Consider the following 26159-nt stretch of genomic DNA (forward strand, 5'->3'; position numbering starts at 1 on the left):
TAAGCACGTTCGCACGTGGCTAGTGCTGTGACCGGGATGGTTCACCGTGGTCGGGAGACGGCTCACGGGACGAGCGCGGTCCGCGAGGCGACTGGTATTACTGGTGCATGCAGGAAGAAACCGCGCGGTCCGCGATCGACACGTTCATCTCCGCGTTCAACGCCTCGGACGACAGCTATGTGACTGCACTGCTCTCCCAGGCCCTCACCTCGGACGTGGTCTTCTGGGGACCGTTGGGCCGCAGTGAGGGGATCGAGGCGGTCGAGCGGTTCGTGCTGGACATCCGGCGCCACCCCGCGGGGACCGGCACGATGGTGCGCTGTTCGGCGGTGGACATGCCGGACGAGTGGGCCCGGTACCAGTGGGTCTTCACGACGCCGGATGGAGGCCCCCGCCTGGCGGGAACGGACGTCGTCCATCTGCGGCGGAGCCTCATCGACCAGGTCATCGTCTTCGCGGGGGAGATCGAGCCGTCCGCCTCCTGAGCCATTCTCCTCTGGCGCCGCCCTTCTCCTGAACCGGCCCCGTTCGGGGCTCCGGGTCTGCCCAGCCGAGATCATCTTCACAACGCTTCGGTCGTCCGCGCTTGGCCACGAGCGGACCGATGATGCGCTGTGGCTGTGTAAGTTCGCGGTTGGTCAGACTGCGGTGTTGAGGGGGCGTCCGCCCCAACGGATGCCCTTCTCGCTTCGGATGCGGGCGCGTTCCTTGCGTTCGGCGGCCAGGACGTCGCGGTGGCGGGCGTTGGCGTTGCGCCAGCGTAGATAGGCGTGCAGGGCTCGTGTCTGCACGTAGCGACCAGCGAGTGAAAGGCTGGCCGAGCTTGGTGGGGCGGGTGGTGGCCGTCTGGACGACGAAGTCCTCGTCGTCATCGCTGAGCAGGCGGGGACGGCTTCCCGCCCACCGAGGGTCCAGGCAGGCCAGGCCGATCTCGTTGAACCGGTGGATCACATCGCGCACGGTGTCCTCGTCGGCCGCCACCAGCCGGGCGATCACCGGCACCCGATTCCCGCCGGCCGAGGCCAGCAGCATCATCGCGTGCCGATAGCGCACCGAGTTGGTGCTGCCCCGGCGCACGATCTGCTGCACCCGCTGCCCCTCCTGGTCGGTCGGTCAGTCTGCGCACACGGACAGGCCCGGCCACCGCGCCTCCAGCGGCCGGATCGGACGTCACCGCACATCCAACCGCCACGACGACCAACCCGGCGAACCTATGCGGTCACAGCACTAGCCGGCCGGCTCCGCCACGGGGCGCCGGGCGAAGGCCGGTGCGTGCTCCGGGCGCGGGCCGAACGCGACCAGGCGGGTGGGGAATTGGCGGAACCCGGGCAGGTACCGGGTGGCCAGGACAATCGAGGTGGGCGGGCCGACTCGGCGGCCGGTGAGGACCGGGGCGAAGAACCCGTCGTGCAGCATCAGCTGTACACGTTGCATGATCACCGTGGGCCGCCACCGCCGCCGCTGGACCTTTGCCAGGTCGGCGGTGGTCAGCCGGTTCCGGCGCAGTGGTTCGGCGAGCAGCGTGGCCGCCGCGACCGCGTCCTGGATGGCGAGGTTGATCCCCATTCCGCCGGCCGGGGACATCGCGTGGGCGGCGTCGCCGATCAGCAGGAGGCCGTCGGCGTACCAGCGCGGAAGCCGGTTGAGCCGGACGTCGAGCAGGTGGACGTCGTCCATGCCCGACAGCTGGTCGACGCGGTCCGCGTACTGCGGTATCAGGTCGGCGATCCGCGCCCGGAAGCGTTCGGCGCCCTCGGTGCGCAGCCGGGCATCGGATCCCTTCGTGGTGAAGTACGCGATCTGGAAGTAGTCGTTCCTGGTGAGGCTCAGGGCGAACTCGCCGGCGCGGAACGCGGCGACCTGCCGGGGCTCCTGGGCCTGCTCCGCGGCATGCCTGGGCAGCCGGAACCACCAGGTGTCGAACGGGACCGGAAACTCCTGCGGCACCAGACCGGCGTCCTGGCGCAGTGCGGAGTGGCGGCCGTCGGCCGCGACGGTGAGGGCGGCGCGGATCTCGCCCTCCTCGCCACCCTGAGTGCGGTAGCGGACGCCGACGACCTTGCCGCCCTCCCGGATCAGCCCGGTCGCCACGGTATTCATCCGCAGGGTGAACGACGGCTCGCGCCGGGCCTCCTGGGCAAGCAGGTCGAGCAGGTCCCACTGCGGGACCATCGCGATGTAGTTGTACGGCGCCGGCAGGGCCTCGAAGGCGGTCAGCCGCATACGGCCGCCGTCAGACGTGGGCACCACCATGTTGCTGAGCTTGCTCTGCGGCAGCGAGGCGAACTCCCGGCCCAGGCCCAGCTCGTCCATCAGTCGCACGGTGGACGCGTGGACGGTGTCACCGCGGAAGTCGCGCAGGAAGTCGCCGTGCTTCTCCAGCACGGTCACCTCGATTCCGCCCCGCGCCAGCAGCAGGCCCAGCATCATGCCTGCCGGTCCGCCCCCGGAGATGACGACACTCATGGCACTCTCCCCACATTCCGAGTGGAACTCCTATAGAGAGAGTCTTTGGAACGGTGTCAGATGTCAAGCAGTACCATGTTTCACATGCAGGACCATGAGCAGATGCGGGATCTGGTGGCCGCCGCCCTGGCGGCGGCGGAGGCACGCGGCCGGGACGTCGCGGACGTCCCGCTGACAGTGATCGCTGCGGCGGCCGGCGTCTCCCGCAGCACGCTGCTGCGCCGGCTGGGCGGCTCACGGGCCGCGCTGGACGAGGCGGTCCGGCGGGCGGGCGTCGACCCCGGCGGCCGGCGGCCGGTCCGCGAGCGCGCGATCGAGGCGGCGGCGCAGCTCGTCGCCGAGCGGGGCCTCGGCGCGATGACCCTGGACGCCGTCGCGGAGCGGGCCGTGTGCTCGCTTCCCAGCTTGCACACGGTCTTCGACGGCCGCGACGGCCTGCTCGGAGCCGTCTACGAACGCTACGGCCCGCTACCCGGCCTGGAAGCCCTGACCGCCGACCCGCCGGAGCGCCTGGAGGACACGGTGCGGGCGCTCCACCGGGCCGTGATCACGGCGTTCGACCGTGAACCGCGCGTGCTCCCGGCGATCTTCGCGGACCTCTTCAGCCGACCCGACGGGCCCGCCGCGCGAGCGACGCGGGCGTATCTCCCGCGCCTGTTCGACAGCCTCGCCCGGCTCCTGCTGCCGCACGTGGAGACGGGCCGGATACGACCACTGCCACTCCCGGTCCTGGTCCAACTCCTGCTGGGCCCGATGATCACCCACATCCTCACGCGACCGGTCCTCGAACCCATGGAGAGCCTTGACCTCCCACCCGTGAACGAAGTCTGCGAACTCTTCACCGAGGCATACCTGCGTGCGGTCACACGGCAGGAATAGCGAGGAAGAGGAATACGGGAGCCCGTCCGTACCGGGCCGCAAGAGGCACTGCGGATGCGGCCGGGGCGCCCGTCAGCCGACCGGCACCCCGGCCTCCAGGTTGAGGACGGCTGAGCGTTCCCGGGCGCGCAGCGCCCAGCGCAGCCGCTGGTACCGGATGGGAGGCAGCAGGTGCGCCGCCTCCTGTTCGCTGACGAAGCGCCAGCCGCGCAGTTCGGAGCCGGGCAGCAGCAGCCGCCCGGCTGCGGCGGAGTCGAGGCGGCCGCCGTCGAAGAGGAGCCGCAGACCGCCGTAGCCGGGGGGCTTCGGCGGCTCCCAGTCGACCACCAGGAGTCTGGGCACCTGCCCGAGGTGTATCCCTATCTCCTCCGCCACCTCCCGGATCCCCGCCTGCGCCGGGGCCTCGCCGTTCTCGACCACCCCGCCGGGGAACTCCCAGCCCGGCTTGTACGTCGGGTCGACGAGCAGCACCCTGTCCTGCTCGTCGAAGAGGAGGACGCCCGCGGCGAGCGTCTCGGAGGTGGGCTCCGGGGTCTGGACGATCTCGCAGGGCCCGGCAGCCCCGGAGCGCAGCGCCTCGGCGATCCGCTCCGCGGTCTCGGCGGGGGTCAGCGCGGTGTTGTCGACGGTGTGGGCGTCGGCGGTGAGCCAGCCGAGCGCCGTCCGGTACGGCTCGATGTGCTCGTAGGACCACTGCCGGACGCGTTCGCTGCCCTCCGGGTCGTCGGGCAGCTCGACGCGCCCGGCGATCCGTTCCCGCAGGATCGTTTCCTCTGTTGTCAGCAGCACATGACAGACCGGAATGCGGCGGGAGGCGAGCCCGCCGAAGATCTCGTCGCGGTACTCCTGTCTCAGCAGCGTCATCGGCACCACCAGTACCCCGCCGACATCGGCGAGGAGTGCTGCCGCGGTATCGGCCACCATGCGCCGCCAGACCGGCAGGTCCTGGAAGTCGTTCACCTCGGCCAGTCTCTTCTGCGGCAGCAGGAGACGCAGCGCCCCGCCGAGCACCTCGGGGTCGTAGAAGGTGCTGTTCGGGATCAGATCGATCAGTTCCCGCGCGGTGCTGGTCTTGCCCGCACTGAACGCACCGTTGATCCAGACGACAATCACTAGTACTCCAAGGCGGGTAGGCCGCTGAACAGCGACAATGACGGGGTCGCAAGATCATCTGGGAGAGGCGTGGGAAAAGACGGCGTCCACAGCCCGGCTCCCACCACCTCCTTCTCCCACACCATTTGGAGATACCCCACAATCCACTCCTCCATCGCAAGGGTCACCTCACTGTAGGCGCCTACCACTTCCAGCAGTTCATGCCCCATCCGGCCCTCGACGGCCACCCGCGGTATGTCACCCGCTTCGTCCAGCTTGGCCTTGTGCCGTGATCTCGTCCACAGTGCTCTGCGCCCAATAGGGGCGGATCACAGCCCACAGCTGGGACTTGTACGACGACATGCTATTGCTGCGCAGACTGACCCCTTTGAATCAGAGGTCGCCGAAGTCCGCCATGTTGACCGGGGCAGCACCCCTCTGGCCCCGGCAGTCCCGCACATCGGACTCCCGGCCGAGGCCGAAGGTGAACGCCTCGTCCTCATCCGCGAACGGCACACCGTCCAGATTCTTGGACGCGGACGCGTACAGCTTCATGGTCGTCGGCTTGCCTTCGTCGTCCAGCTTGTACTGCCCGGTTCACCACTCACGCGGATGCTGCGCCCGCGAACTTCCGTGTACGGCACCCTGTCACCTCCCAGTTCGATGATCGGTTTGCGCGGGTACCGGCGGACACTCCCTCTGCCGCCCTCCCTACCGCGGATACCTGGCCGGGCATCCACGACATGACGGGCAGTCAAGACCTTGGGCTTCCTTGAACCGCCTCATGCACTGTTGGACTGCCCGATCTTCGAAACTTCCGGACGGCAGGAACGAAGCCTGGCCCAGAACGGGTTGGTGATCTCGGCCAGGAAGATATCCGGGCTGTGGTCCGGCCGGCCGGTCTCGCTCAAGCTGGAGGACCTGGACGCCATCTGCGTCGTGCTCGGCTGTGACATCGGCGACCTGCTGATACCCGAGCCAGGGAAGGTCACCCGCCCCGGCGAGGAGACCGGCCAGCAGGCCGCCGTTGCGGCTGGCCCGGCCTCGGCGGCGGTGCCGCGTCGCCGTGACGGCCGGTCTCTGCCGCCGATGTGATGGCCTATGTTCTGCTGGCAGGCAAGTGCAAACCGCCAGCCAGTTGCCCGACCTGCTTCGGCTGGGGCGTGCTGCCAGGCCGCGCCTGCGGGCCCATGCGAGAACTCCGAAGACGTGCCGCGGCGCGCGGGGGTGCACGATTCGTGTCAGCTTCGCCCGCTGGGACAGCCGCGCCAGCAACTCGTTCAGGGCCCGGGCAGCATCGGCTGGCCCAGTGGCTCCTTGACAGGTTGACCAGGACGAAGTCACTGGCCCGCGCCCGCGGATGGCGTTCGCGCTCGACTGCGTAGGCGTCGTATGCCTGCACGATGAGGAAGTCCGCCGGAATCATACCGGGCTGCTTTGACTTCGCCCAGGCCCCGTTTGGGTTGTACCGGCGCGCGACGTGCAGGTACGCGTCGTGCACTGGGCAGCCGAGCATCGTGGCGTCCAGCACGAAGTGCAGATCTTGTCGGCGCAGGCCCACGGCCTCACTGCGTCGCAGCCCTCGCGGGCGAGCAGCAGCACGATGAGCCGATCGCTGGCCGACTTGCAGGCCCACAGCAGCTCCAGCACCTCGCGGTCGCTGGCGCGGTCCACCGGCCGTTCCGGTTCGCTGAGCCGGTGCCGGGCCTTGGCGTAGTAGCGCAGCGAGCCGCTCCCGCCGCGGACCTCAGCGGGCAGCCGCCGGTCGTCGGCGATCTCGTAGAGCCGTGCCAGCACCGACGCCGGCAGGACCTGCGTGCTGACCATGTGCTTTTGGAACCCCGCCGGACTGTCAGCGTGGCGTAGATCGGCTCGTTCGCCGGGGCGGAACGGCTTCAGCCGAGTGGACGACGGAGCAGCGGGCACCAGTCGCAGCGTCATCGTGGTCATGTCCTGTCAACACGCGGAGTCATTTGAGGTCAGCGGCCCTGGTTGCGGCGCTGGGCGTGAGCGGCGCGGGACTGCCGGTCATCGATCAGCAGGGAGAACTCCGTCAGAGCGATGCACTGCACAGCTTCGACGGTGACCGGCTTGTCGCCCCTGCGGCGGGCCTGGGCGAGTTCGGCCGACGTGCACGCCGACAGCTGGACCTGGCTCGTCATCGCAGCCCACACAACTCTGCCTTGCACGGCCCCTCGCAGAAGGCCTCCGCAAGCCCTGGGAGCGGCCCGCACGCCAGGGGCGCCCTCACACCCGCGCGTGTCCGCCGAGGATTTCGCCGCCTCCACGGGAAAACCCCTCAGCCGGCCAGCGCACCGAAACTCAGCACAGCAGGACCCGGCCGGCCAACCGGCATGAAGAACAAGCACCGTGCACGTGAACGCCCCGACAGGAAACTGGACAAACCAAACTTCGTGGCAGCCACCACAGTCACCGGAGCTGCATAAACGTCAAGTTTAGATTCTGGTGGCCTCTCATGAGAGGTCCCGAATCTTCGGCCTGCCAAATGCCTCAACCCGCACTTTCATTCCCCGAACGAAGAGGGGCCCGCCTCCAACAATCGTGCCAGGATGCCTATCCCTCCGGTACGCCATTGCAGAACCCCAGGCGTCGGCTCCCGGCCATGCCCAAGCCAAGCGACTAGTGAATACCCGAACCAATGATGGACGTACAATCTGACGGATCGAACCGGCACACACCGGGCGCGCTCTGCGGCTGCTGCGGCTGCGCCGCTGCCACCCTGCACTGGGCCAGGTTGTTCGCTGGCTCCACAAGATGCAATGCGCACAGTCTGACACGAGAGTGCGGTTACGAGTAATCTCCCATCAGGACATCTGACGTAAATTCAGACCAATAAGTATCCTCATCTGCTGCCGGGGGGTCGATGCTGCGGATCACCGCATCGAGACGGTCCCTGGCCGCGATCCATTCTTCCGCTTCCGCATCTTCCGCGTAATATGGATACCTAGATGCGACAGCGGTCATACATTTACTGAAAAGAGAGATCGATGAGTTCGCGAACCCCAAGTCGTTAATATCCCATCCCGACATCACATTCCCCGTACCGTGCTCAATATAAACATGACAGTCTGCGGCATAGGTGGCAAACTCGATATATTCGACACCTTCGCCATTCCTCCTTAGGACCAGACTCTCATTTGGCTTGTAGGAAAAAAAATCATCTGGAACCTTCACGGAAAACTTACCGTCGGAGGTGCCGATCTCGATAAACCGGAGATCCATTTCTCCCTCTCAGTTGCTATTTGAGTTAAGAAAACCGACCCACACTGTGCCCCCTGCTCGATGTTCCAGCAGGGGGCACAGTGTCTCACACCGGAAAGCCGTACCGGGTTGCTAGCGATAGCGACGCATGCAAACTATTCACGAAATAGCTTGGAAATTGCGGATTTGAGGTCGGCGGTCGTCTTTGCTTGCACGACTTTATCCGTGGACCAGTCAAACGACCAACTGATGTTTTTCACCCCAGCCTTGGCCAGGTTCCCCATGCAGTTAATCTGTCTCCCTTCGCATGGTTTCCTCTCGGAGTACATTGCGACGACATCTCCGCCTGCAGCATCGAGCAACTTCCGTTCAGAGTGCAGCCCCTTTCCTGCCGATCTGGCGACTAGCACCGTCCCATCCTTCAGGAGTGCCGAGGCATAGTTTCCAGACTTGTCTTTATTTATCAGTCTCTGCACTTGGACAGCTTGGCTGAGGTGCCCTTCGCCGTATGCGACTTTCCCAACAAGGTCGATCCCGGTCCCGATTTTCCGGGCAGCCTTTGCCGCATCTTCGCCTTCTTCAAGCGCTTTTGCGAGCGCTTTTAGCTTCCCGAGCGGAATAAATCCTGCAGCGAGCCAACCGCAGGCCGAACCGTCACCTTCACCCAGGCACTGCTTGCCATCTTCGAGAGGTGATAGCGCTACTGCCGCATCTTTATAGGCCCGGGCATTTTCTTTGAAACTGCAGCTGACATCCCAGAAGCCACATTCGCTCTTCCAGAGTTGCTTCCATCCACATTTCACATCCCAGAACCCGCAACTACCGGATCCGCCACCGGAGTTATTCCCTGACGATCCTCCTGCTGACGGAACTACGGTTACGTCATTCCCGCTGCTCGTTCCACCCCCAGTGTTTCGTGTCGCCGGCGGCTGTACAGGCGGGAGGACGTCTGTGTTGCAGTCGGGGACGTCGCTCGGACACCTACGCATGAGACCGGTGGGGTCGCTGCTAGTGACGGGGGTGTTGTTGGCGTAGCTGTAGCCGTTGAGTGATTGGTTTTGGTCGAGGGATAGGACGGGGTCAACGCTGAGGAATTGGCCGATGCTTGGGTCGTATTCGCGGGCGCCGATGTGGGTGAGGCCTGTGGCGGTGTCAGTGGGTTTGCCGAGGAAGGCTTTGTCGTCGGGCCAGTTGGTGGCTTTGGTGCCTCGGGTTTCGCCGAAGGGGGTGGTGTAGCGCTTGGTGTAGGCCCAGGTGGCTGGTGTCAGAACGAGGCTGGCGGTGCCGTGGGGGTCGGCGGCCAGGTAGTTGAGGGTGGTGCCGGTAGTGTCTTTAGTTGCGGTGCGCAGTGCGACGGTTTGGCCGGCGGCGCTGTAGTAGCGGGTGCCGGTGAGGGTTTTGGTGGTGCCTTGGGTGGTGAGGTGGACTTCGGTGGCGCCGAGGTAGAGGACGGTGTCGCCGTCGCCCGAGGAGCGGCGGATGAGGAGTTCACCGCTGGCGTCGTAGAGGTAGCTGGTGTCGAGTTCCGGTTTACTGCTGGTGGAGGGCTCGCTGGTGGAAGCGAGTTTGCCTTCGGAATTCCAGGTCAGGGTTTGTTGGGCCTGGTTGCCGGGGCGGCTGGTGGTGTCGCCCGCCTCGTCATAGGCGTATGTGTTGGTCTTGGGTCCAGCCGTCTTCACCAGGGGGTGGGGTTGGCCGCTGGCGGTTCCGTAGCTGTAGGTCGAAGTGGTGTCGCCAGTGCTGGCGTGCTGCGTTTCGGTTCCGCGCTGACCTGCGTTGTTGTAGGTGTAGCTGGTCCAGTATGGAGCTGCGCCGTCGATGTTGGCCGTGGTACGGCCGGTGGTGGCGCAGTCTGCGCTCTTCGGGGTCCACGCTTCAGTGAGGCGCTTGTTGCCGTCGTAGGAAAAGCACTGGTTGTCTGTCTTCGCTGTGCCGCCCTGGGTGGTGGCGTCGAAGATGGAAGTGACGTTGCCTGCGTCGTCCTGGGTGAACTTGAGTTCTTGCGGCATGTAGCCGTGGACGTCGTCGGTAACGTAGGAGCGTGTGAGGCGGCGGGTTCCTGCCTCGTAGTCGTAGTTGAGGTAGGCCTTTTTCGCTGAGGTGGTGGGGTCGGTGCCCAGGGTGAGTTGGCGCAGGTCTCCCTGAGGGGAGTAGGCGGCGCCTTGGAGGTAGCCGGTGGTGCCGCTGAGGGTGGTCTGCTGGCCGAGGGCGTTGTATTTGCTGGATGTGGTTTCGGATGGCAGTCCGGCGACGGCGGGCTGGGATGCTTGGTGGATGGTTCCGTCGAGGTTGTAGCCGCTAGTGAAGGACAGTGTTTTGGGTACGCCGGCTGCGACTAGAGGTTCGGTGTCGGGGAGGATCAGCTGGCTGCCGGTGACCTGGTACAGGTTGTCGTAGCGGGTGACTTTGCTTGTGTAGGCCCTGCCGTTGGCGCCACCGTCGTAGCGGGTTGCGGTGTCCTGCTGTCCCTTGGCGAGGGAGTCGAAGGTCCAGGCGGCGAGTTGGGTGGCGTCAGACTTGGTTCCGTCCCACAGGCCGGTCTGTCGCCCCAGGCTGTCGTACTCGGAGATCAGTGTCTTTTGACGTGCGTCGAGGGTGCTGGTGACCTGATCGAGTGTGTTGTAGGTCGTGTGGGTGGTGCCCTTGTCGGGGTCCGTAGCGCTGCTCTGTCGGCCGAAGAGGTCGTAAGTGTAGGACCATGTGGATTGGTCCGGCTTCGCTATCACGCTCTTTTGCTGGCCGGCAGGAGTGTAGGTGTAGTCAGTGGTGGTGTAGTTGCTGCCGGTGGGTTGGGGGCTTGCGTATTCGCGGCGCTGTGTGGTCTGTCCGAGGGCGTTGGTGGTGACTTGAGTCGCCTGGCCGCCTGCAGGAGCCGAGGTGGATACGGTGTCGCCCGTGTATGTCGTGGTCGTGTTGAAGCGTGGGGTGCCGTAGACCTTGGTGACGGTTGTGACGGGACGTGCCGCACCGTCGTAGGTAGTGTCGGTCTGTGTGGGGGCTCCCGAACCTTCGGTCTGGGCCAGTTTTCCTGATGGGCTGGTTGTTTCGGCCCAGGTGTCGGCCATCGCTGATGCTGCCAGGCCCCGCTCGTTGTAGAGGGTTTCTGCTATCACCGTGCCGCCTGCCGGCGAGGGGCTCTGAGTCTGGCGGAGCCGCAGCAGTTGGTCGTAGATGGCGTAGGTGGTGTTGTACCCGGAGCCGTCTCCCTTGAGGGTGCCTGTGGACACCCATGGCAGGGAGGTGGAGGTGACGTTGTAGGTGTAGACGTAGTTGGGAGGGGCTCCCAGGATCTTGAGGCTGTTGGGCAGCCAGACTTTGGTTGCACGTCCCAGGGCGTCGTACTCCGACTCGGTGACCTTGCCGTTGGGGTCAGTGACCTTGGTTGCGCTGCCGGTCGCGAAGTCGATGTCGGTGGTGGTCTTGTATCCCTTGACGTTGGTGTCGGTACTGGCTGTCAGGGGGCCGGTTTTGTCGGATGGTGTGTAGGTGGCGGTAGTGACGAGGGCGTCGTTGGTGTCTTTGACGGTGAGCGGCCGGCCGAGGGGGTCGTAGGTGGTGGTGGTCAGTTTCTGCCAGGTGGGGTTGTTGCTCGCGGTGTAGCCGTTGGCCCGTCCTGTCCACTGGGCTTCGCCCGCGGTGGGCTTCTGTGTGGAGGACCAGGTGGTGGTGTCGAACGCGGTAGCCGTGTCGGAGATGACGTCACCGGCGGTCTTGGAGTCGGCAGGCAGGTCCAGTGCATCGCCGGTGGTGGCGCAGGGTTTCCCGGTTACGCGGACGCGGGAGACGAGGGAGTTGATGCCTGCGTCGTCGTTGCGGGCGTACCAGGTGTGGGTGCACTTCTCGTCGCCGGTGACGGCGTCGTCGCCTTTGTCCTCGACCGTTTCGGCCATGCCGTAGCCGTCGTAGGAGGTGATGATGGAGTGGACCTGGTCTTTGGGTGTGCCGCTGCTGGTGACGTTGGTCCGGGTGTGGGTGGCACTGGTGCGTACGTAGTACGCCTCGGTGTCGGCGTATGACTTGTGCTGGGTGGCGGTCTTCTTCGACCAGGGGTCGTTGATGGTGCCGGTGACCTCGTTGGCGCCGTTGTAGGTCACGCTCTCGCGGGTGAATCCGGCGTAGGGGTCGGCGTCCGTGATGGCCGGGGCTTTGATGCCGGTGGTGGTGGCCGTCTTGCGTTTGTCGGGGTCGAGGGTTTTACCGTCGTCTTCCAGGACGCGGTCGCCGTTCATGCCACGCATGTAGACGGTGGTGTCTTTGGACTGGGTTTTGCCGGGGACGCCGGTGAGGTGGGTGACCTTTGCGAAGCCGCGCCAGATGGACCAGGTGCGTTCTTTCTCCTTGGTCATCGGGTCGTTGTCGTAGTGCCAGGCGCCGCCGCCGGTGTAGGTGTAGGTGTTCAGGACGTCTTCGGCGCCGCTGCCGGGGGCGCTGGTGAGGACGGAGGAGACCGGGTATTTCTGGAACCAGTCGAGAATCGGGGTCTTCTCCCCGTTGGGGGACCAGTAGACCGGGTAGCAGTGTTTGGTGTTCTGGTCGGGTCGGGGCATGGTCTGTCCCGCGACGCAGTCGGCCTCCAGGTAGGAGACGATGGTCTGTGCCCCGGTCTCGGAGGTGATGGTTTTCAGGCGGGGCTTTTCCAGGGAGAGGATGTCGTCGCTGGTGCCGTCTACCCGGTTGGGGTGGGACTCCTGGGTGAATTTCACCGGGTCCAGGGCGAGGTCGGTGCCGTGTTTGCCGGTGTGGTTGATCTCATCCAGCCACAGTGACTGGTCGGTGGAGTCGCCGGTGTCGCCCGGGTCGACGTAGTGCTGCTTCAGTGACCAGGTGTCTACGGTCGAGAAGCCGGGCGTTGCCGCGCCGGCGTCCCAGGCGGAGGTGGTGACAGTGGTCAGGCGCTTGCGGGTGAAGAAGGTCGGTCCGACATTGCCGGTGCACTTGGCGTCGTCCTTGCATACCGCGTCGAAGGGTACGTCGGGCCAGTTGTCTCGCTTGTCCTCGGTCAGGGAGTCGCAGCCTGTGCCGGTTGCGGTGCAGCGCTCGGCGTAGCTGAAGGTGACCTTGTCCGAGGCTGTTTCGGTGGTGACGGTGGTGTGCGGTCCGGAGAGGGCGCCTGCGCGCTGGCCGTAACGGATCTCGTTCAGGTAACCGCCGCGGATGTAGCCGGTCCCGGTGTTGTCGTCGCCGAACTGGTCATAGTTGTTGCTCTCGGCGGTGTACCAGTAGGACGCGGCGTTCTTGTGGGTGTCCTCGACGTAGTCGAGGTTCCACCGCCAGGCCTGCTTCTTGGCACGGCCTGAGAGCGTGGTCCCGCTGCTGTAGCCGGGCTCACCGGTGTCGTCACCGTAGACGGGCACGGTCCATACCGAGTTGGTGCGCTCGTCGCCTGCACCGTCGAGTTTGTTCAGGCCGAAGACGTACTTGGTGCCGTCTCCGGTGATGACGGTCCAGTATTCACCGTCGTCATCCCCGTTGGAGGCGCCGGTGGAGTGGGTGACGGTGGAGGCGTCGTCGTTCTTGAGCCGCCATGTGCCGGAAGTGTCGTCCTTGACGAGTTCGCTTGCCTTGCCGTCGAGGACGAGAGAGGCGTTGTCGTATTTCCAGCAAAGGTCGAACTTGTCGTCCTGTCCGTCGTCGTCGCAGGAGCCGTACTTTCGTTCAATGTAGGAGGAGGTGATGTCGAACCCGGTGCCGATCGCGGTGCCCTGGTTGTTGGTGTTCGCGGTCTGGCCGTCCACCGCACCGGAGTCGTACGAGATCGAAAGGTCAGGGGCCGGGCCGGCCGCGGCGGGCGGGGTGCGCAGCGGGTATGACCAGGTGAAGGTGCCTGACGAGCCGCCGGCTTCCCACGTCGAGGAGGAGGCGAGCGGGGTGGCTTTGTAGTCACCGGCACCGGATTTGGTGCCGGCTGCGAGCGCCACCATCATCGTGCGACCGGCAACTGATTGTTGTGTGTCGGGTGCGGCCTTGAAAGTCAGCTGGGTTTCGATGCGATGGTCTCGGCGGTGGTTGGTGAAGTCAAGGGGCGTGCGGGCGCGGCAGGCTGCCTTGCTCGGGTCGTTGAGTGCGCAGTCGGCCAGGCGGACTGCCTGGAGGCGTCCTGCCCAGTCCCCGCCGTAGGCTGTGGCGAAGGTGTCGTAGTCGATGCCGAGTTGTGCCATGCCTCCTGTGGCGGGGCCGGTGACGGCCAGGACGACGCCCTTGACGCCGAGCTTGGCGGTCTGGTCCTGGTTAAGAACGGTGATCTTGAGCGAGCGGGCCGACGGCACCTGTTTCTTTCCCTTGAGTGCCTTCGGGCGGTCCAGGGTCACGGGCAGCGATCCCGGTGCAGCTTTGGCTCCGCCCTTGGCGGACAGATCCAGTTGCGCCTGGCCTGCCTTGGGCCAGGTGACTGTTCGGGCCTCGTCCTTCGTGGCTCGCGCGATGGCGGCACGGTCGGTGGCCTTGGCCTGCTTGATGCGTTCGGCGGTCTTCTTGTCGGCCTTTGCCTTGAACGGGGAGACCTTGTCCGGGTGCATCGTGACGTTCGGTCTGCCCAGCGGGTCAGCGCTGGAGGCGAAGGCGACCGGGGTCAGGAGTCCTGGTATGAGGATGAAGCCGGCGAGTACTGATATTCGCCGTGTCCAGGTTTGTTCGCTTGGTCTGCGACGGCCTGCGCCCTTGACCGGTCCGAACCCGTTCATTTGGTTTCCGTTCCCCGAAGGAGCCGCCTGTGGGGCGGTCTCAGTCCTGGCCCCGTGGCCTGTGCCTGCCGGGGACGGTGGGTGTGTGCTGCGACGTGCAGAAGAGGCGCCATTAGGCGGCACCAGGGGTGTCGGCCGGGGGTATTGGATGTCTGGTTGGCACCCCGGCCGCGTGTGGGTCAGCCTGCGTCTTGCTCCGGCATGACCTGGGACGTGACCTGATCGCTGGTCATGGCGCCGGTCCATACTCTGAGGTCCTGCAGACCTCCGGGCAGGTAGTTTCCGGTGGTTCCGCCGAGGGCGCCTCGGCCTATGGCGAGTTCTCCGCTGCCGGGCTGGGCGAGCGTGAAGCCGGACTTGTCCCGGGATGGTTGGTCGTCGCCACCGATGTAGAGGTGGAGCTTGCCGTAATTGGTATCGGCCGGGGCGTCGGGGTCTGTCGACTGCCATGCTTCTTGGGCGTCGAAGACCCCGGTGACCTGGACCCATGTGTCGGTCTCTGCGAGGTCACCGCCAGGAACTTCCGCGCTCTGGGAGACCTTGCCGTCCGTCCCGAGGGCTGTACGTGTGAATTTCCACAGGTAGGTGTCAGCAGCGGGCTTGGTGATCCACAGGGCCCAGGAGGACTCGTTGCCGGTGCGCTGACCGGCCACCTGGCCGGTGTAGCCAACGGGTTTCGCGGCCAGGGCGTTGCTGTCTACCTCGACGGACGCCGAGACCGTGAAGGATCCGCTCCCGTCGACTACAGGGCCTGCCATCGAGGCGTAGCCGGTAGTTCCGTTGAGGACTACCGCGCTGTTGTCCTCGTTGGGAGCGGCTCCGCCTGCCAGTTTCATGGACGGGACGGGGTAGGCCGTGGTCTCCGGGATGGTGGTGCTTGTCGCTCCGGCGGCATCCCACTGGGCGACGAGTTCGTTCGTGGGCACGGTATCCACGGCGGCTTGTGCTTCCTGGGCGATCTCGTCACCGGTGAGCGGCCGCTGCCATACCGCTACCTCGTCCAGCAGCCCGAAGAAGTTCTCTCCGTACCTGCCGCCGACCTTCGAGCGGCCCATCTGCAGGCCCTCGTTCGCCGTCCACGGTTCATACGTGGACATGCTCTTGCTCAGGATTACGGGCTTGCCCTGTGGGCGTCCGTTCACGAACAGCTGGATGGTGTCGTTGCTCTTGTCGGTGTCTCCGTGGGTGTCGAAGACCCCGGCCAGATGGGTCCACACGTTCAAGGGTGGATTTTCCTGATCAGCGACAGAGCGGATGAACCCCGGAGACGCCTGGTCTTTGTCCGTGCGGTTGAAGATCCACTTCTTGAGGCTGGATGAGTAGTAGAGGGCGAACGCGCTGCCGTTCGTGCCGGGCTCGGTCAGAACCACCCGGTTTGCTGCGGGGTTGGAGAGCTGGACCCAGGCTGAGGCAGTGAAGGAGTCCGCGGTGTTCACCGCTGCGGACGCGGTGGCGGCATATCCGATCTGCTTGGCGGGGTCGGTTGTGTCGTCGTTGAGGCGCAGCGAGTAGTCCGTGTCACCGCGACGGGCCCGGGTTGACCATCCGGTGCCGTCGGCGCCGTGCAGGGTCGCGTCGTGTGTGATCTTCGCGCCGGATGTGTCCTTGGCCGACATGATGCCCGAGCCCGGAGCTCCGTCGTCCAAGTGCCATCGGCCCACCGGTCCTGCCGCCGGGGAGACCTTGAAGGTGAACTCGGCGGGGGTTCCCCAGCGTGTGCGGCCGCTGGAGTCGAGTTTGAGGTCGCTGGCTTCCACGGAGAGTACTTGTGTGCCGGTCAGTGACGGAGTGACGTCCTTGACGGTGACGGTGGAGCCGCTGACCTGCTTGGTGTTCTGCGCTGAGGTCGTCAGCAGTCGCCACCGGTAGGCCTTCACGTCTGTGTCGGCCGCGTTGGGCTTGAAGGTGAAACTGCCCGGGGTGCCGGGACCGCCCTGGCCTTCGCACGTTTGGGCGGTGCATTCGGTGTAGGGGGTTCCGGCCGTGATGGTCGGGGCTTTCGGCGCGGTGGAGTCGATCTTGAAGTAGCACCATGACGAGTACGGGGAGAAGAGGTCTCCGCTTTTGCCGTCGTAGGACCAGTGCGACTGGGTGCGGGACTTCAGCCGGTACAGGCCCTGGTCGGCCCGGTTGGAGGTGCGCACGCTCTGCAGGGTGTCGTCCGGTACCCAGCCACTGGCCGGCCGGTAGTCGGACCACACCTGGTGCCAAGGGCTGTCATCTCCCCGCTCGACGATGTACTCGGCCTGCAGGGAGCCTTCCTCGTCTCCCTGGTGTGCTTCGACCTTTGTCTGCACCCGGGCCTGGAGCAGCGGGTCGGCCCGGGTGACCATCAGCGGGTCCGTCGAGGTCGTCTTGCAGTACGCGGTGCTGCCGTTGCCGGGGATGACGCCCACGTTGGTGGGGACTCCGGGCATGTGAACGTAGTTGACCTTCAGTTCCGCGTTGTCATCGAAGCGCTTCCATGACCGGGTGTCTCCCTCGTCCTTGGCTTTGAGCATGAATGTCAGACGCTTGATCTTGCCATCGGCGAAGGAGCTCACCGTCGACTTCAGGTTCTCGTCCGGCTCCGCGGGATTGTCGTTGAACTCCACCCAGCTGTCGGGCTGGGAAGGGCTGCAGTTTTCACCGCGTCCGTAGGAAACGTTCCGGTCACCCATCAGGTCAAGGATCTTGGGCCCGGGATAGTGCGTGCCCTCGGACATGTTGTCCGTGCGCACCAGGTCCACCCAGTGTGCGTCGCAGTTGAACGACCACGTCTCGTGCGCACGGAACGTGGCGTCCAGGACGTGCTTGCCGGCCAGTTGGGTCGGCGCGAGTTCGAAGAACATGCGGTTCGTGTAGCCGTTGCCGCAGTAGTAGCCGTCCGCGTTGCCGCACTTCCCGACGCCGTACTCGCCCTTGAACTGCCACCAGCGGTCACCGTCCGAGGACATGACCGATCGCTCGGAGATTCCGAGGCCCACCGAGGGATCGATCCGTACCGGATACACCGTGGCCTCGCCCCGTAGGAGTCCGAGGTCCGGTTTGACCGAGACTGCGTCGCTGTCCACTTGCACCGGCAGTACCGCTGTGGTGTCCCCGTTACCCGGCTGGGTGGGGTCACCGTCACCGGCCGGGTCCGTCTGGTCGGCGGCGGCAGCCGTCCTGGACAGCTGCGGCTGCGTTTCCTCATCGCCCGCGGAGTCCCACATCTGGCCGGCCGGGCCGTTGAGGACAGCGTTGCCGTTCTCATCGATCGCCCGGAGGCCGCCGCCCGCGCCCGGTACCACCTGCAGACCGTGCCCGGACGCCGACAGGGTGACCTGCTCCAACTCCGGACTGGCTGCTGCCTGGGCAGACTTGACGACCAAGATCTCACGGTAGCCCTCAGCCGTCGCCGTCAGCTCTAGATCAACGCCGGGCAGGACATCCGCATACGTGGCCGTCGCGCCTTTGAGCGTCGGCTGGGGCAGCGTCCCCGGCCAGCCGAAGGACACCGAACCCTTCGCAGTGCCCAGCCGGATCATGGCCTTGTCGCTTGCACCGCCCCCGGTGAAGGCCATATTCACCACCGCGGCCTTCGGTCCTACCGAGCCGTCCGCACGGCGCTCCAGCGTCGGGTCCACATCACGCCACCCACCGCCCTCGGCGGGCGCACGCTGCGGTGTCGTGGACTGGGTGAGTGTGAGAGTCCCGTCGGGGTTCGCGTCAGTCGTTGCGTAAGCGGTGCGGTCCGCCTCGACCTCTACCGACTCCCCCGACGCCACCGCGCGGGCCAAAGCGTCCTGCTCCGGCGCTGTGTTGCCCGCATCCGAAGACTGCTTGGCCACCGTGCCCGCCACAGTGGCGTAAGCGGGAGCACCCCCTGCCAGGAGGGCGAGCCCCAGCAATGGCCCCAGCACCCGCGCAGCTCTTCGTCTGCCGACAGACATACCCCACCCCAACCCCTTCAGGGCCTCCCCAGACCCTTCACATACATGACCATCTGATGAAGATCACTGATGGACGATATGCGGCCACCGGCCGGGAAATCAAGGAATCCAGACCCCCAATAAACAAAATGTAAGAACTCACACCACCAGCAAAACGGGCAAAATAAACGCAACTGACACCAGAACCCCTTGGCGGCTGGCCCGGCGGCCAGCCAGTCCACCGATGGCCGCAGTAGATCAGCACTGATCACTGTCGTCAGAGCCCGGCCCACCACCGGCATGCGCCAAGCTGCTTTGAGACCGCGCTCGTGCAGCCCGTGCCTGATCGCCGGCCGCCAGGCGGAGCCAGTTTGGTCAATGCCGCTGGCTAGCCACCGTTCCTGCCAGGTCTGTCCGGGCTGGTCTTCCGCACCATGACGATGCCATGCTTGTGGTGCAGTTCGCTGCCGGCGTTCTCCAGCGTGAAGGGCGGACGGGACAGCAACTTGGCCGTCTCGGTGCGGGAGCGCTCGGTGCCTGGCCAACTGCTGGGAACGGTCCGGCTGGGAGGCGCTGCTGGGGTGGCGCCGAAGTGGGGGGCGACCGTCATCGAGAATCGTCAGTCCGAGCAAGTCCACGAGAGCAATGGCCAGGCGTCGCAGGTGTGCAAGAGCCTGTTCGGCGCTCTCGGGAACACGTCGTGCCTGAAGGGGGTCGGCACGTTCGCTCACTTCCAACAGCTCGGCGGTCGGCGGCCCGCCGGACTTCTGATGCGCGATGTTTACGAGCTGATCGAGGACCCGGCCCAGGACGGGCGTCATCCGAGCGACGTCCTCGGGATTCAGCGGCTCCGCGTCGGGGCGGAGGACCGCCTCCAGGTCGTCATCGAGAGCGTCATCCACGACAAGGGATGCGTGGAGCCGGACAACGACGCTGTGCAGGGTGGCAAAGCCCTTGTCACATGGCCCGAGTTGGACCTGGGGTGAGTGAGCGCGGCATTCACACGACAGCCTCCTCGGGACGAGGACGGAACTCGACCCAGACGTCCTTGCCGGCGGCAGTCGGATCAGCGCCCCATGCATCGGCCGTCATGCTCAGCAGAAACTTCCCGCGCCCGTCCTCCGCAAGTCACTCGGGCTCACGCACCACGGGGAGTTCCGGACTGTCGTCGCTCACCACGATGCGTAAGGCAGATTGAGTGCTCTGGAGGAGCACTACGCACTGGCCCGATCCCGTATGCCGGGACACGTTGGACAGCAGCTCCGTGATGCACATGGCGACAGGGTCGGCTAACTCCGGCCACCCCCAGTACCTCACGAGCGCGGTTGCGATCCTCCGCCTGGTCAACAACCGTGAGGCCGACTTCGGCGCCTACACGGGGCCCGTCTACTTCATGATGCACGGCGTGCACAGCGAAGAACGAGCCCGCGAACTCGCCGCCGCACTCCACGCTGCCCTCTACGGAGACCTGGAACCCCTGGCCCGGCTGGCCGGTTCCCGACCAATTCGCAGCGCGTCGTGATCAGTTCTTGAGAGAGTGGGCCCCTACAAAACGGATCTGACCGAGACGGAGCATCAGTCCTTGATCATCCTCGACTCCAACATACTCAAGGGGACCTCACTGCGAGGCCCTGAGGCCGAGCTGATCCGGGCGATCCGCGTAACCAGGGCGGAGCGCGTCGCTGCGCCATGGATCGTCCTGGAAGAACTGGCGGCGCAACAAGCGCTGATCTACCAGAAGAAGTACGACGCGGCGCTGGTCGCCATGGAGGCTCTCAGGAAGGCGACTCCATGGGCTGCTGTCCAAGCTCCGAAGAAGGCTGTTTCGGAGCACGTTCGTGCGCACTGGCGCAAGCAGTACGCCGCCATCGTGGACACCTTGCCAACCAGCCCGGATACGTACGAGCAGGCCATGTTCCGTGAGGCTAACCTCCTCGCGCCGTGCAAGACGGTGAACAGCGGGAAGAACAAGACCGGATCACGGGACGCAGCAATCTGGCTCACCGCAGTGGAGTACGCGCGTAGAAATCCGACCGAGATCGTCTACTTCGTCAGCAACAACACCGAGGATTTCGGCGACGGTTCTTCCTTCGAGTCTCCAATGGATGACGATCTAGAGGGCATTGAGGACAGGTTCGTTCTGTTCACATCACTCAGCGACGTGTTGACGAAGTTCGCGACCCAAACCAAGGCGGATGAAGAAGAGCTGACGGGCCTTCTTCAAACACACCTGAATAACCATCGCGCTGTCCAGCGCGCCGCCATGCGGCAACGCGGTTTCACCGCCACGATCGAGAGCCCGCCCAGCGTCTTCGAAGACGTCCCTTGCAGGCGGTGGGAGCGTCAACTACGGATCAAATTCGTCTCCGTTGAGGAAATACGCGCGTATGAGATATCAGGGCACCGGTGGTACACGGCGACTGCAAGGTGGCTTGTCTCCGGCGTTCTCAGTACCAGCACAAGCTTTCATTGGGGCCACTGCTCATGGGAGACGCGCGTCCTCATTAGCCCAACCGCCCCGAGCAAGGGACTGACCGTGACCGTGCCCCGGAAGCTACTCCCGCCCACGGCGGAGGACCTTTTCCACATCGCGCCTTACCCCTTTTTGCCCGGCATTCTGGAATCGACGCTTAGCTCCGAGGAGCAGTACTTCCGTCGCGCTTTGGGCACAGGACCACTTGAGGAGGACGGATACCGCCGCCCCTACCCGGGCGACATCCTCCGCCAAGAAACGATAAGGAAGGTCTCAGAACGCTATCGCGCCGAACAGACCGATGACATGCTCCCAATGGACGAATGATGGGGCTCTGACAGCAGTGCGGCAACGTACGGTTAACCTCCATCACTTCGCGATGCGCCGCCCGTACGCCCCGGCGCCGGGCGCACCGTTTTACGGCTGCGGCAGCGGCGCATGGACGATGGCGCCCTTGTTCGCCAGGGATCAGGCCGTACACGAGGATCGTCGAGGCGTCAATACGACCGGGGCTGTCAGGGTCGGTGGGCATCCACGTCGCCCACTCGCGTTCCAGGTCGGTGAACTCCCCGCGCAGCCGAACCTTGTCCGCACCATCTGCTGTGCCACGGGCTCCGCACGGAGCAGCTTGCCCTGTTTGGCGGAAGACGCGTCCGGTCAGAGCCCGGCGAGCGTCGGAGACATCACTACGGTACGTGCCGCGAGCGTTCACGCCTCGTCCAACGACCACCAACCCCAGCAGTCACGCAATCATCTCGCCCTGCCACCTGCATAGTTCAGATGACCTCTTAGCGGACGAAGTGGGCGACAGTGGTTCTCATTACGCGTGTCCGCTCCTGTCAGTGTCGGCACCTACCATCCGACAATGGCCTCCCTCCCTGCACAATCCGTTTCATGGCCCCGTCCGGACGATGAGCGGATGCGAAATCTGCTCGACCAAGCCCTGGCGTCGGCCGGACCAGACGACCTGCTCGCGACCTTCACGCAGGCCGCCGAAGCCGAGCTCACGACGCGGATCGGGCGGCAGTTGCACGCACACCGTGAGGTGGCCGAACGCGAGCTGAGGGAGGCACGCCGACGAGCAGGCCATCGAGCCTCGGCCCATGACGCCTCACACGTCCACGCCCTCTGCGCCGAAGCAGCCGAATCACTGGTCACCGCTTTGACGTCGGAAGAGGAAGAGGCCCGGCAGGCGGCCGACGAGTGTGACGTCGTGCTGGCCGAGATACACAGAGATCTCGACGCATCACGGTCGTGTTCGCTCGTGGAATCGGTCTTGCCCTTGTCTCGGCATCTCAGCGCCGCCAGGGAGCGGCTCGACGACCTACTGGCCCTCGACCGCGACGTGCTGCACGAGCTCGCACTTCAGGAAGCCAGTCGGCGACAGGCGAAGACGGCGGACGGCATCACCTTGTCGCGGCTGGACCGTCTCCTGCACGACGACTTGGGCGAATGGATCGAAGAGCTTACCGACGGGTCCATGGAGCCGGTGGTGCATAGGGGCATCAGGAGCACGCCCGTCCTGACGCGCCTGCCGGACGGCAAAACCCTGGTCATCCAGCCCGAACAGGTATCCGTCCCTCACTCCTTCTTCAACCTCTTCCCTGCGCCCACCGTCGGGCTGCCTCGCGTCCAGCAGCTCAGCCGTACGGCGGGCGACCGTTTCCCTGGTGCGCTCATCACCGTCGCCTCGAACGGACGGTTCTCACGCCCCGCACGCCGCTATGCCCGGGAACAGCGGATCCTCCTCATCGACAGGGACGATCTACGTCGATGGATGGAGTGGGGTACCCCCCTATCCGAGATACTCGGCTCCGGCAAGCCTCCCGAGGCGTCGTCCGGCCGGGCCCTCCGGCAGGGCCCGCCCACCGCGCTGCGCATCCTGGAACCCGATAGGGACGGCCTTCTCGCCGCGTTCACCTGGACCACCGAAATGGAACTGGTCCAAGACGCCGCGGAACAAATCCAACTACACCACGACATGATCGACCGGGAGCTCGCCCACGCGAGACGGCGGGAGCTGTACCGACCGGAATTCGATGAACCGTGGTGGACGCCTATGGACGCCCCTTGCCGACTTGCTGCCGGCCACTTAAGAAAGATCCTCGCAGACGAACTGGAGAACGTGCGAACGGCGTGCGCCGCGGCCGAGGAAATCTCGGACGCGCTACGCCGCTGGTACGGACGGACCTACGGGAACGCTACCGCTGCAGCGCCTTGAACAGTCCGTCCGAACTCGACGAGGCGGCACGCCTCGTCGACGGGATACAAGGCCGTGCCCCGCGCATCTTCGAAGCACTGGCCCGGGACCGCGAATTCCTGCACGACCTGGCCATGCGAGAAGCACGGGGCCTGAGATTCACCACCTCCCCGGGCAGCGTCTCGCTGGCAGCCATCCAATCCATGTCACCGCGCGGGTTCGAGGAGATGGTCGCTACCCTGCTCCAACGCGACGGATTCAACGTCCTGCAAAGACACGGCGGAGCAGGCGACCGCGGCGCAGACATCATAGCGGTCGCACCCACCGGCGAGAAGCTGGTCGCGCAGTGCAAGCTCATCACGACCGCTCGGCGCGTCGAAGTGGGCGTCCTGTACGCGTTGAACGGCACTGCACGTCCGGTACACGGCGCGGACCTCGTCGTGGCCGTCACCAGTAGCGAGTTCACCAAACCCGCATTGAAGTTCGCTCGGCAACACGACATCGCCCCGTTCGGCAAGCAGGAACTGGCGCACTGGGCCACATGGGGTGAATCCCTGCAGGAGATCCTCGGCCTGGGCAAGGCGAACAGCCTGGACAACGCTCCACATTCACCGTGAGGCTCCCCTGTCCAGGAACCGCGTCGAGTGAACGACCTCCACGGGCGCTCCACCTTCCGCGATGCCCGACTGCTTCTCATAGAGACGCCCGGCTTGGGCTTTCGGGCCGGGCAAAACGGACCGGACTTGGCGGAGAAGACGGAACCAATCGCCTCGGCGGGGCCGGGGTCGAAGTGGCCGATGGGGCATAGAGAGGTGCTCGGGGCTCGCCCACCATGAGGGTGCACAAGCGAAGGCGCGTAGCCTGTACCGGCTGATTGCTGCCTTGAACGCGCTGCTGAAGGCCAGGTCGCGTGGCTGGGTCTTGGTCGTGCGCTCGACCAAATGGCGTCGGGCCGCCCGACTTGGCAGAGCGCGTCGACCGGAACGCAGCGGGCGCGCCTCGCTGGACCACGGAGGTCCGGACCAGAGGCACATGAGAACGCAACCAGCACCGGACAGGAGGGGGCGTCGATGCCTCCAAGCCTGACCCGACCAGATGACTGACCTGTCCAAGCGGCGAACTCACGGCCTAGCGAACGCGGGTACGGGATTCGACGGCGGACGAGCGGCTACAGAAGGAGGAGAGCTAACTGCGGACAGGTGTCGCGTGGGAGTGGGTGCGGTTTGCTGTCCACCGCCGGCGACGGTTGTGAGCGTAAGGCCGAACAGAAGCCTGTTCATTTCCTCGCTTGTCAGCCCCAGTTCCGCGGCTACGGCAGAAGGCTTCACACCCTTTGTGCGCAGCGCCGCGAATACCTTGGTCAGCACTTGCGATGTTTCCCGCTCTCCCATGCTCTCGGGTTCGGCGGAGCGATACCCCAACCGGCTCAGTTCCGCGCAAGTCGACCTGTACTGCCAGTCCGTGAGCAGGCTCAAATCGTGCAGGCGGTACGTCAGGGCCATGGCGGAGACCTTCCAGATCCGCTTGCCGCGGATGATCTGGTCGACGTGGGCACCCGACGGCATGTGGCCCAGGACGCTAGCCCTGGGCATGAGGAACGCGGATGCGAAGGCGTTCGCCTGGCGCTCGGCTTCGGGACCCGAGCAGGCGTGCTCGCTCCCATGCATCACGAGGTGCCCGAGTTCGTGAGCGGCGTCGAAGCGGCCTCGTTCGGCCGATTTTAGGGTGTTGAGGAATACGAAGGGCACGCCTTCACGCCAGACGGCGAACGCGTCGACCTCGGCGTGATCGGGGTCCAGGGAGAACACGCGCACTCCATGGGCTTCTAGAAGGTGCACCATATTGGGTGCCGGTGCTTCCCCCAGTTCCCAGCGGGTGCGGACCATCGCGGCGGCCGTTTCCGGATCCGGCCTGCCCAGAGATGGCACGTCCACCGCTGGAAGACGGAAGCTTTCAGCGATCCAGGTGTAAAGCGTCGCACCGAGCGTTCCTGCGGCGCGGGCAGCATCCAACACCCGTGGTGAGGTCTTGCTGCGTGCCCTCCACGAGATTCCGTCGGCGGGGAGTTCCTCCAGCGGCGGCCCTTGGAAGAAGGCTGCGGGGAAGTCCAGGGCGGACGCCAGCTTGTTCAGGGTGGCGGAGCGCGGAGCGGTTCGCCCGGTTTCATAGTTCGACAGGCTTTGCAGCGAGATACTAGACCGGTCCGACAACTGGGCGAGGGTCATCCCTCTGCGCTTGCGTGCCAGTGCGATGCGGGACGGGGTCACCATGTGGGGGCTGCCTCAGCTATCGGTGGTGCCTGGTGGGGGCGGCGGACTCCGACGCCCCCACCATCGGACTCAGCGGAAATCGACAGGGATGTCGATCTCCCCAGGCCCATCATCGTTCAAAGGTTCGATTCCGTCCATCGTCAGCGCGGGAAGCGGAATCCGTCTTCCCCATTCGACCACGAATCCGTCCACGAACCGCTTAGGCCGCGACAGCTCGCAGCCGACGCGTACCGCGTCCCCGACCTTCGTGCGGTACGACAGAAGAAACCACGTCTTCAGCGCGGCGGCTTCCTCCTCGCTGAGCGACACGCCCCTGGGCCCTGCGCCCGCCACGAACAGAGCGGTCTGGACTTGTGCCGCCCCCTCGCCCTCGTTGGCTTGGGTGACCTGTCCGGTGGCGGCGCCCCGGCGGCGCCCGTTCTTCGGGAACAGGCTCGCCTGGCCTGTGGCGGCGTCACCGACCATGACGCCCATCGCCATCGACCGATCGGCGTTGCAGACCAACTCCAAGCGGCCATGCACGAGCCGCGCCCACCCCTCGCGCTCGATATGCAGCTCCCGAAGGGTGCGCACGTGGGCCTCGTAGGCCCTCCGCCCGCCAGTCCCCGTCGGGTCGTTGGGGACTGCGGTTCGCCGCGCCGCCTCGCCCGCGCGCAGAACGTCGTGCAGGTACTCCAACCTTGTCCCCATTCCGCCAAGTTGAGCCCGAACGTCGTCGGGCTCCAAGGGGGACATCGATAGGGAGAACGGCAAGAGGACCTCCGATACAGGGCAGTTGACTGAGAGAGACCCTACCTCAAACAAGGGCCCATCTTTATAAGATTCTGCGGCTTCGTCGTTTCGGACTGCGCCACTGGTTGCGAGCGAAGTGACGAGCCGCGGCCTGCCTTCCGCGAACCTGTGCCCTCCCCGCCACGGCGGGGAAGGGCACAGCGATTCATATGTGCCCAAGATGGACGGGCCGCGTCGTCGGACGGGGAGCTG

Annotated in this window: 20 protein-coding genes and 2 pseudogenes; 8 read left to right on the forward strand and 14 right to left on the reverse strand. The window is 65.4% G+C overall.

The features are described 5' to 3' along the window. Window positions 1-107: 107 nt before the first annotated feature. On the forward strand, window positions 108-485 hold the full coding sequence (locus tag OHB13_RS02455; protein WP_024757633.1) for a nuclear transport factor 2 family protein: 378 nt from the start codon (window positions 108-110) through the stop codon (window positions 483-485). Between the two features lie 153 nt (window positions 486-638). On the opposite strand, the gene OHB13_RS02460 is transcribed toward OHB13_RS02455, so the two are convergent. The 3 genes and pseudogenes from OHB13_RS02460 to OHB13_RS02470 all read right to left on the reverse strand — a co-directional run bounded on the left by OHB13_RS02460 (window position 639) and on the right by OHB13_RS02470 (window position 2466). Further along, on the reverse strand, window positions 639-791 hold the full coding sequence (locus tag OHB13_RS02460) for a hypothetical protein (RefSeq protein WP_328375243.1): 153 nt from the start codon (window positions 789-791) through the stop codon (window positions 639-641). A 58-nt stretch (window positions 792-849) separates the two neighbouring features. Beyond that, window positions 850-1035 (reverse strand): annotated as a pseudogene (locus OHB13_RS38695) (helix-turn-helix domain-containing protein); the annotation flags it as partial. 192 nt (window positions 1036-1227) lie between these two features. After that, window positions 1228-2466: an FAD-dependent oxidoreductase gene (locus OHB13_RS02470; RefSeq protein ID WP_328375245.1), complete on the reverse strand. Its 1239-nt coding sequence runs from the start codon at window positions 2464-2466 to the stop codon at window positions 1228-1230. 84 nt (window positions 2467-2550) lie between these two features. On the opposite strand from OHB13_RS02470, the gene OHB13_RS02475 reads away from it, so the two are divergent. Next, entirely contained in the window at window positions 2551-3345 is a 795-nt protein-coding gene (locus OHB13_RS02475; RefSeq protein WP_266859746.1) for a TetR/AcrR family transcriptional regulator, read from the forward strand. Between the two features lie 72 nt (window positions 3346-3417). On the opposite strand, the gene OHB13_RS02480 is transcribed toward OHB13_RS02475, so the two are convergent. From OHB13_RS02480 to OHB13_RS02490, 3 genes are all read right to left on the reverse strand, one after another. Beyond that, entirely contained in the window at window positions 3418-4455 is a 1038-nt protein-coding gene (locus OHB13_RS02480) for an NUDIX hydrolase (protein ID WP_328380198.1), read from the reverse strand. 2 nt (window positions 4456-4457) lie between these two features. After that, window positions 4458-4685, reverse strand: coding sequence for a hypothetical protein (locus tag OHB13_RS02485; protein ID WP_328375248.1), 228 nt, complete (start codon window positions 4683-4685; stop codon window positions 4458-4460). 145 nt (window positions 4686-4830) lie between these two features. Beyond that, window positions 4831-4992 (reverse strand): hypothetical protein, encoded by a 162-nt coding sequence (locus OHB13_RS02490; protein ID WP_328375250.1) that lies wholly within the window; start codon window positions 4990-4992, stop codon window positions 4831-4833. Between the two features lie 300 nt (window positions 4993-5292). On the opposite strand from OHB13_RS02490, the gene OHB13_RS02495 reads away from it, so the two are divergent. Next, entirely contained in the window at window positions 5293-5532 is a 240-nt protein-coding gene (locus OHB13_RS02495; RefSeq protein WP_328375252.1) for a helix-turn-helix domain-containing protein, read from the forward strand. 327 nt (window positions 5533-5859) lie between these two features. On the opposite strand, the gene OHB13_RS02500 is transcribed toward OHB13_RS02495, so the two are convergent. Both OHB13_RS02500 and OHB13_RS02505 read right to left on the reverse strand, forming a co-directional pair. Continuing rightward, on the reverse strand, window positions 5860-6387 hold the full coding sequence (locus OHB13_RS02500; RefSeq protein ID WP_328375254.1) for a hypothetical protein: 528 nt from the start codon (window positions 6385-6387) through the stop codon (window positions 5860-5862). A 29-nt stretch (window positions 6388-6416) separates the two neighbouring features. Beyond that, window positions 6417-6599 (reverse strand): hypothetical protein, encoded by a 183-nt coding sequence (locus OHB13_RS02505; RefSeq protein WP_328375256.1) that lies wholly within the window; start codon window positions 6597-6599, stop codon window positions 6417-6419. On the opposite strand from OHB13_RS02505, the pseudogene OHB13_RS02510 reads away from it, so the two are divergent. After that, window positions 6574-6884 (forward strand): annotated as a pseudogene (locus OHB13_RS02510) (hypothetical protein); the annotation flags it as partial. The gene OHB13_RS02505 and the pseudogene OHB13_RS02510 overlap by 26 nt on opposite strands. 361 nt (window positions 6885-7245) lie before the next feature. Here the strand turns inward: OHB13_RS02510 and OHB13_RS02515 are convergent. From OHB13_RS02515 to OHB13_RS38700, 4 genes are all read right to left on the reverse strand, one after another. Then, window positions 7246-7680: an SUKH-4 family immunity protein gene (locus OHB13_RS02515; protein WP_328375258.1), complete on the reverse strand. Its 435-nt coding sequence runs from the start codon at window positions 7678-7680 to the stop codon at window positions 7246-7248. Between the two features lie 134 nt (window positions 7681-7814). Further along, window positions 7815-14339 (reverse strand): RHS repeat-associated core domain-containing protein, encoded by a 6525-nt coding sequence (locus OHB13_RS02520; protein ID WP_328375259.1) that lies wholly within the window; start codon window positions 14337-14339, stop codon window positions 7815-7817. Between the two features lie 179 nt (window positions 14340-14518). Next, a complete protein-coding gene (locus OHB13_RS02525; protein WP_405945067.1) occupies window positions 14519-18253 on the reverse strand; it encodes a LamG domain-containing protein in 3735 nt (1244 codons plus the stop codon). 17 nt (window positions 18254-18270) lie between these two features. Beyond that, window positions 18271-19314 (reverse strand): DUF6415 family natural product biosynthesis protein, encoded by a 1044-nt coding sequence (locus OHB13_RS38700; protein WP_443062919.1) that lies wholly within the window; start codon window positions 19312-19314, stop codon window positions 18271-18273. Between the two features lie 191 nt (window positions 19315-19505). Here OHB13_RS38700 and OHB13_RS02535 point away from each other — a divergent pair, with 191 nt between their 5' ends. The 4 genes from OHB13_RS02535 (at window position 19506) to OHB13_RS02550 (ending at window position 23522) form a co-directional block, all read left to right on the forward strand. Continuing rightward, window positions 19506-19754 carry a hypothetical protein gene (locus OHB13_RS02535; RefSeq protein ID WP_328375262.1) on the forward strand — a complete coding sequence of 83 codons (249 nt, stop codon included), beginning with the start codon at window positions 19506-19508 and terminating at the stop codon, window positions 19752-19754. A gap of 60 nt (window positions 19755-19814) precedes the next feature. After that, entirely contained in the window at window positions 19815-21032 is a 1218-nt protein-coding gene (locus tag OHB13_RS02540) for a PIN domain-containing protein (RefSeq protein ID WP_328375264.1), read from the forward strand. Between the two features lie 592 nt (window positions 21033-21624). Next, window positions 21625-22926 carry a restriction endonuclease gene (locus tag OHB13_RS02545; RefSeq protein ID WP_328375266.1) on the forward strand — a complete coding sequence of 434 codons (1302 nt, stop codon included), beginning with the start codon at window positions 21625-21627 and terminating at the stop codon, window positions 22924-22926. Further along, a complete protein-coding gene (locus OHB13_RS02550) occupies window positions 22923-23522 on the forward strand; it encodes a restriction endonuclease (protein WP_328375268.1) in 600 nt (199 codons plus the stop codon). Before OHB13_RS02545 ends, OHB13_RS02550 begins: the two co-directional genes overlap by 4 nt. Window positions 23523-24026: 504 nt before the next feature. Here OHB13_RS02550 and OHB13_RS02555 read toward each other — a convergent pair. After that, window positions 24027-25175, reverse strand: a complete 1149-nt coding sequence (locus OHB13_RS02555) for a helix-turn-helix domain-containing protein (RefSeq protein ID WP_328375270.1) — start codon at window positions 25173-25175, stop codon at window positions 24027-24029. Window positions 25176-25244: 69 nt separating this feature from the next. Then, complete coding sequence (locus OHB13_RS02560; protein WP_328375272.1) at window positions 25245-25853, reverse strand: hypothetical protein; 609 nt, start codon at window positions 25851-25853, stop codon at window positions 25245-25247. Between the last annotated feature and the right edge of the window lie 306 nt (window positions 25854-26159).

This window comes from Streptomyces sp. NBC_00440, from assembly GCF_036014215.1.
In the GTDB taxonomy this organism is placed as follows: domain Bacteria; phylum Actinomycetota; class Actinomycetes; order Streptomycetales; family Streptomycetaceae; genus Streptomyces.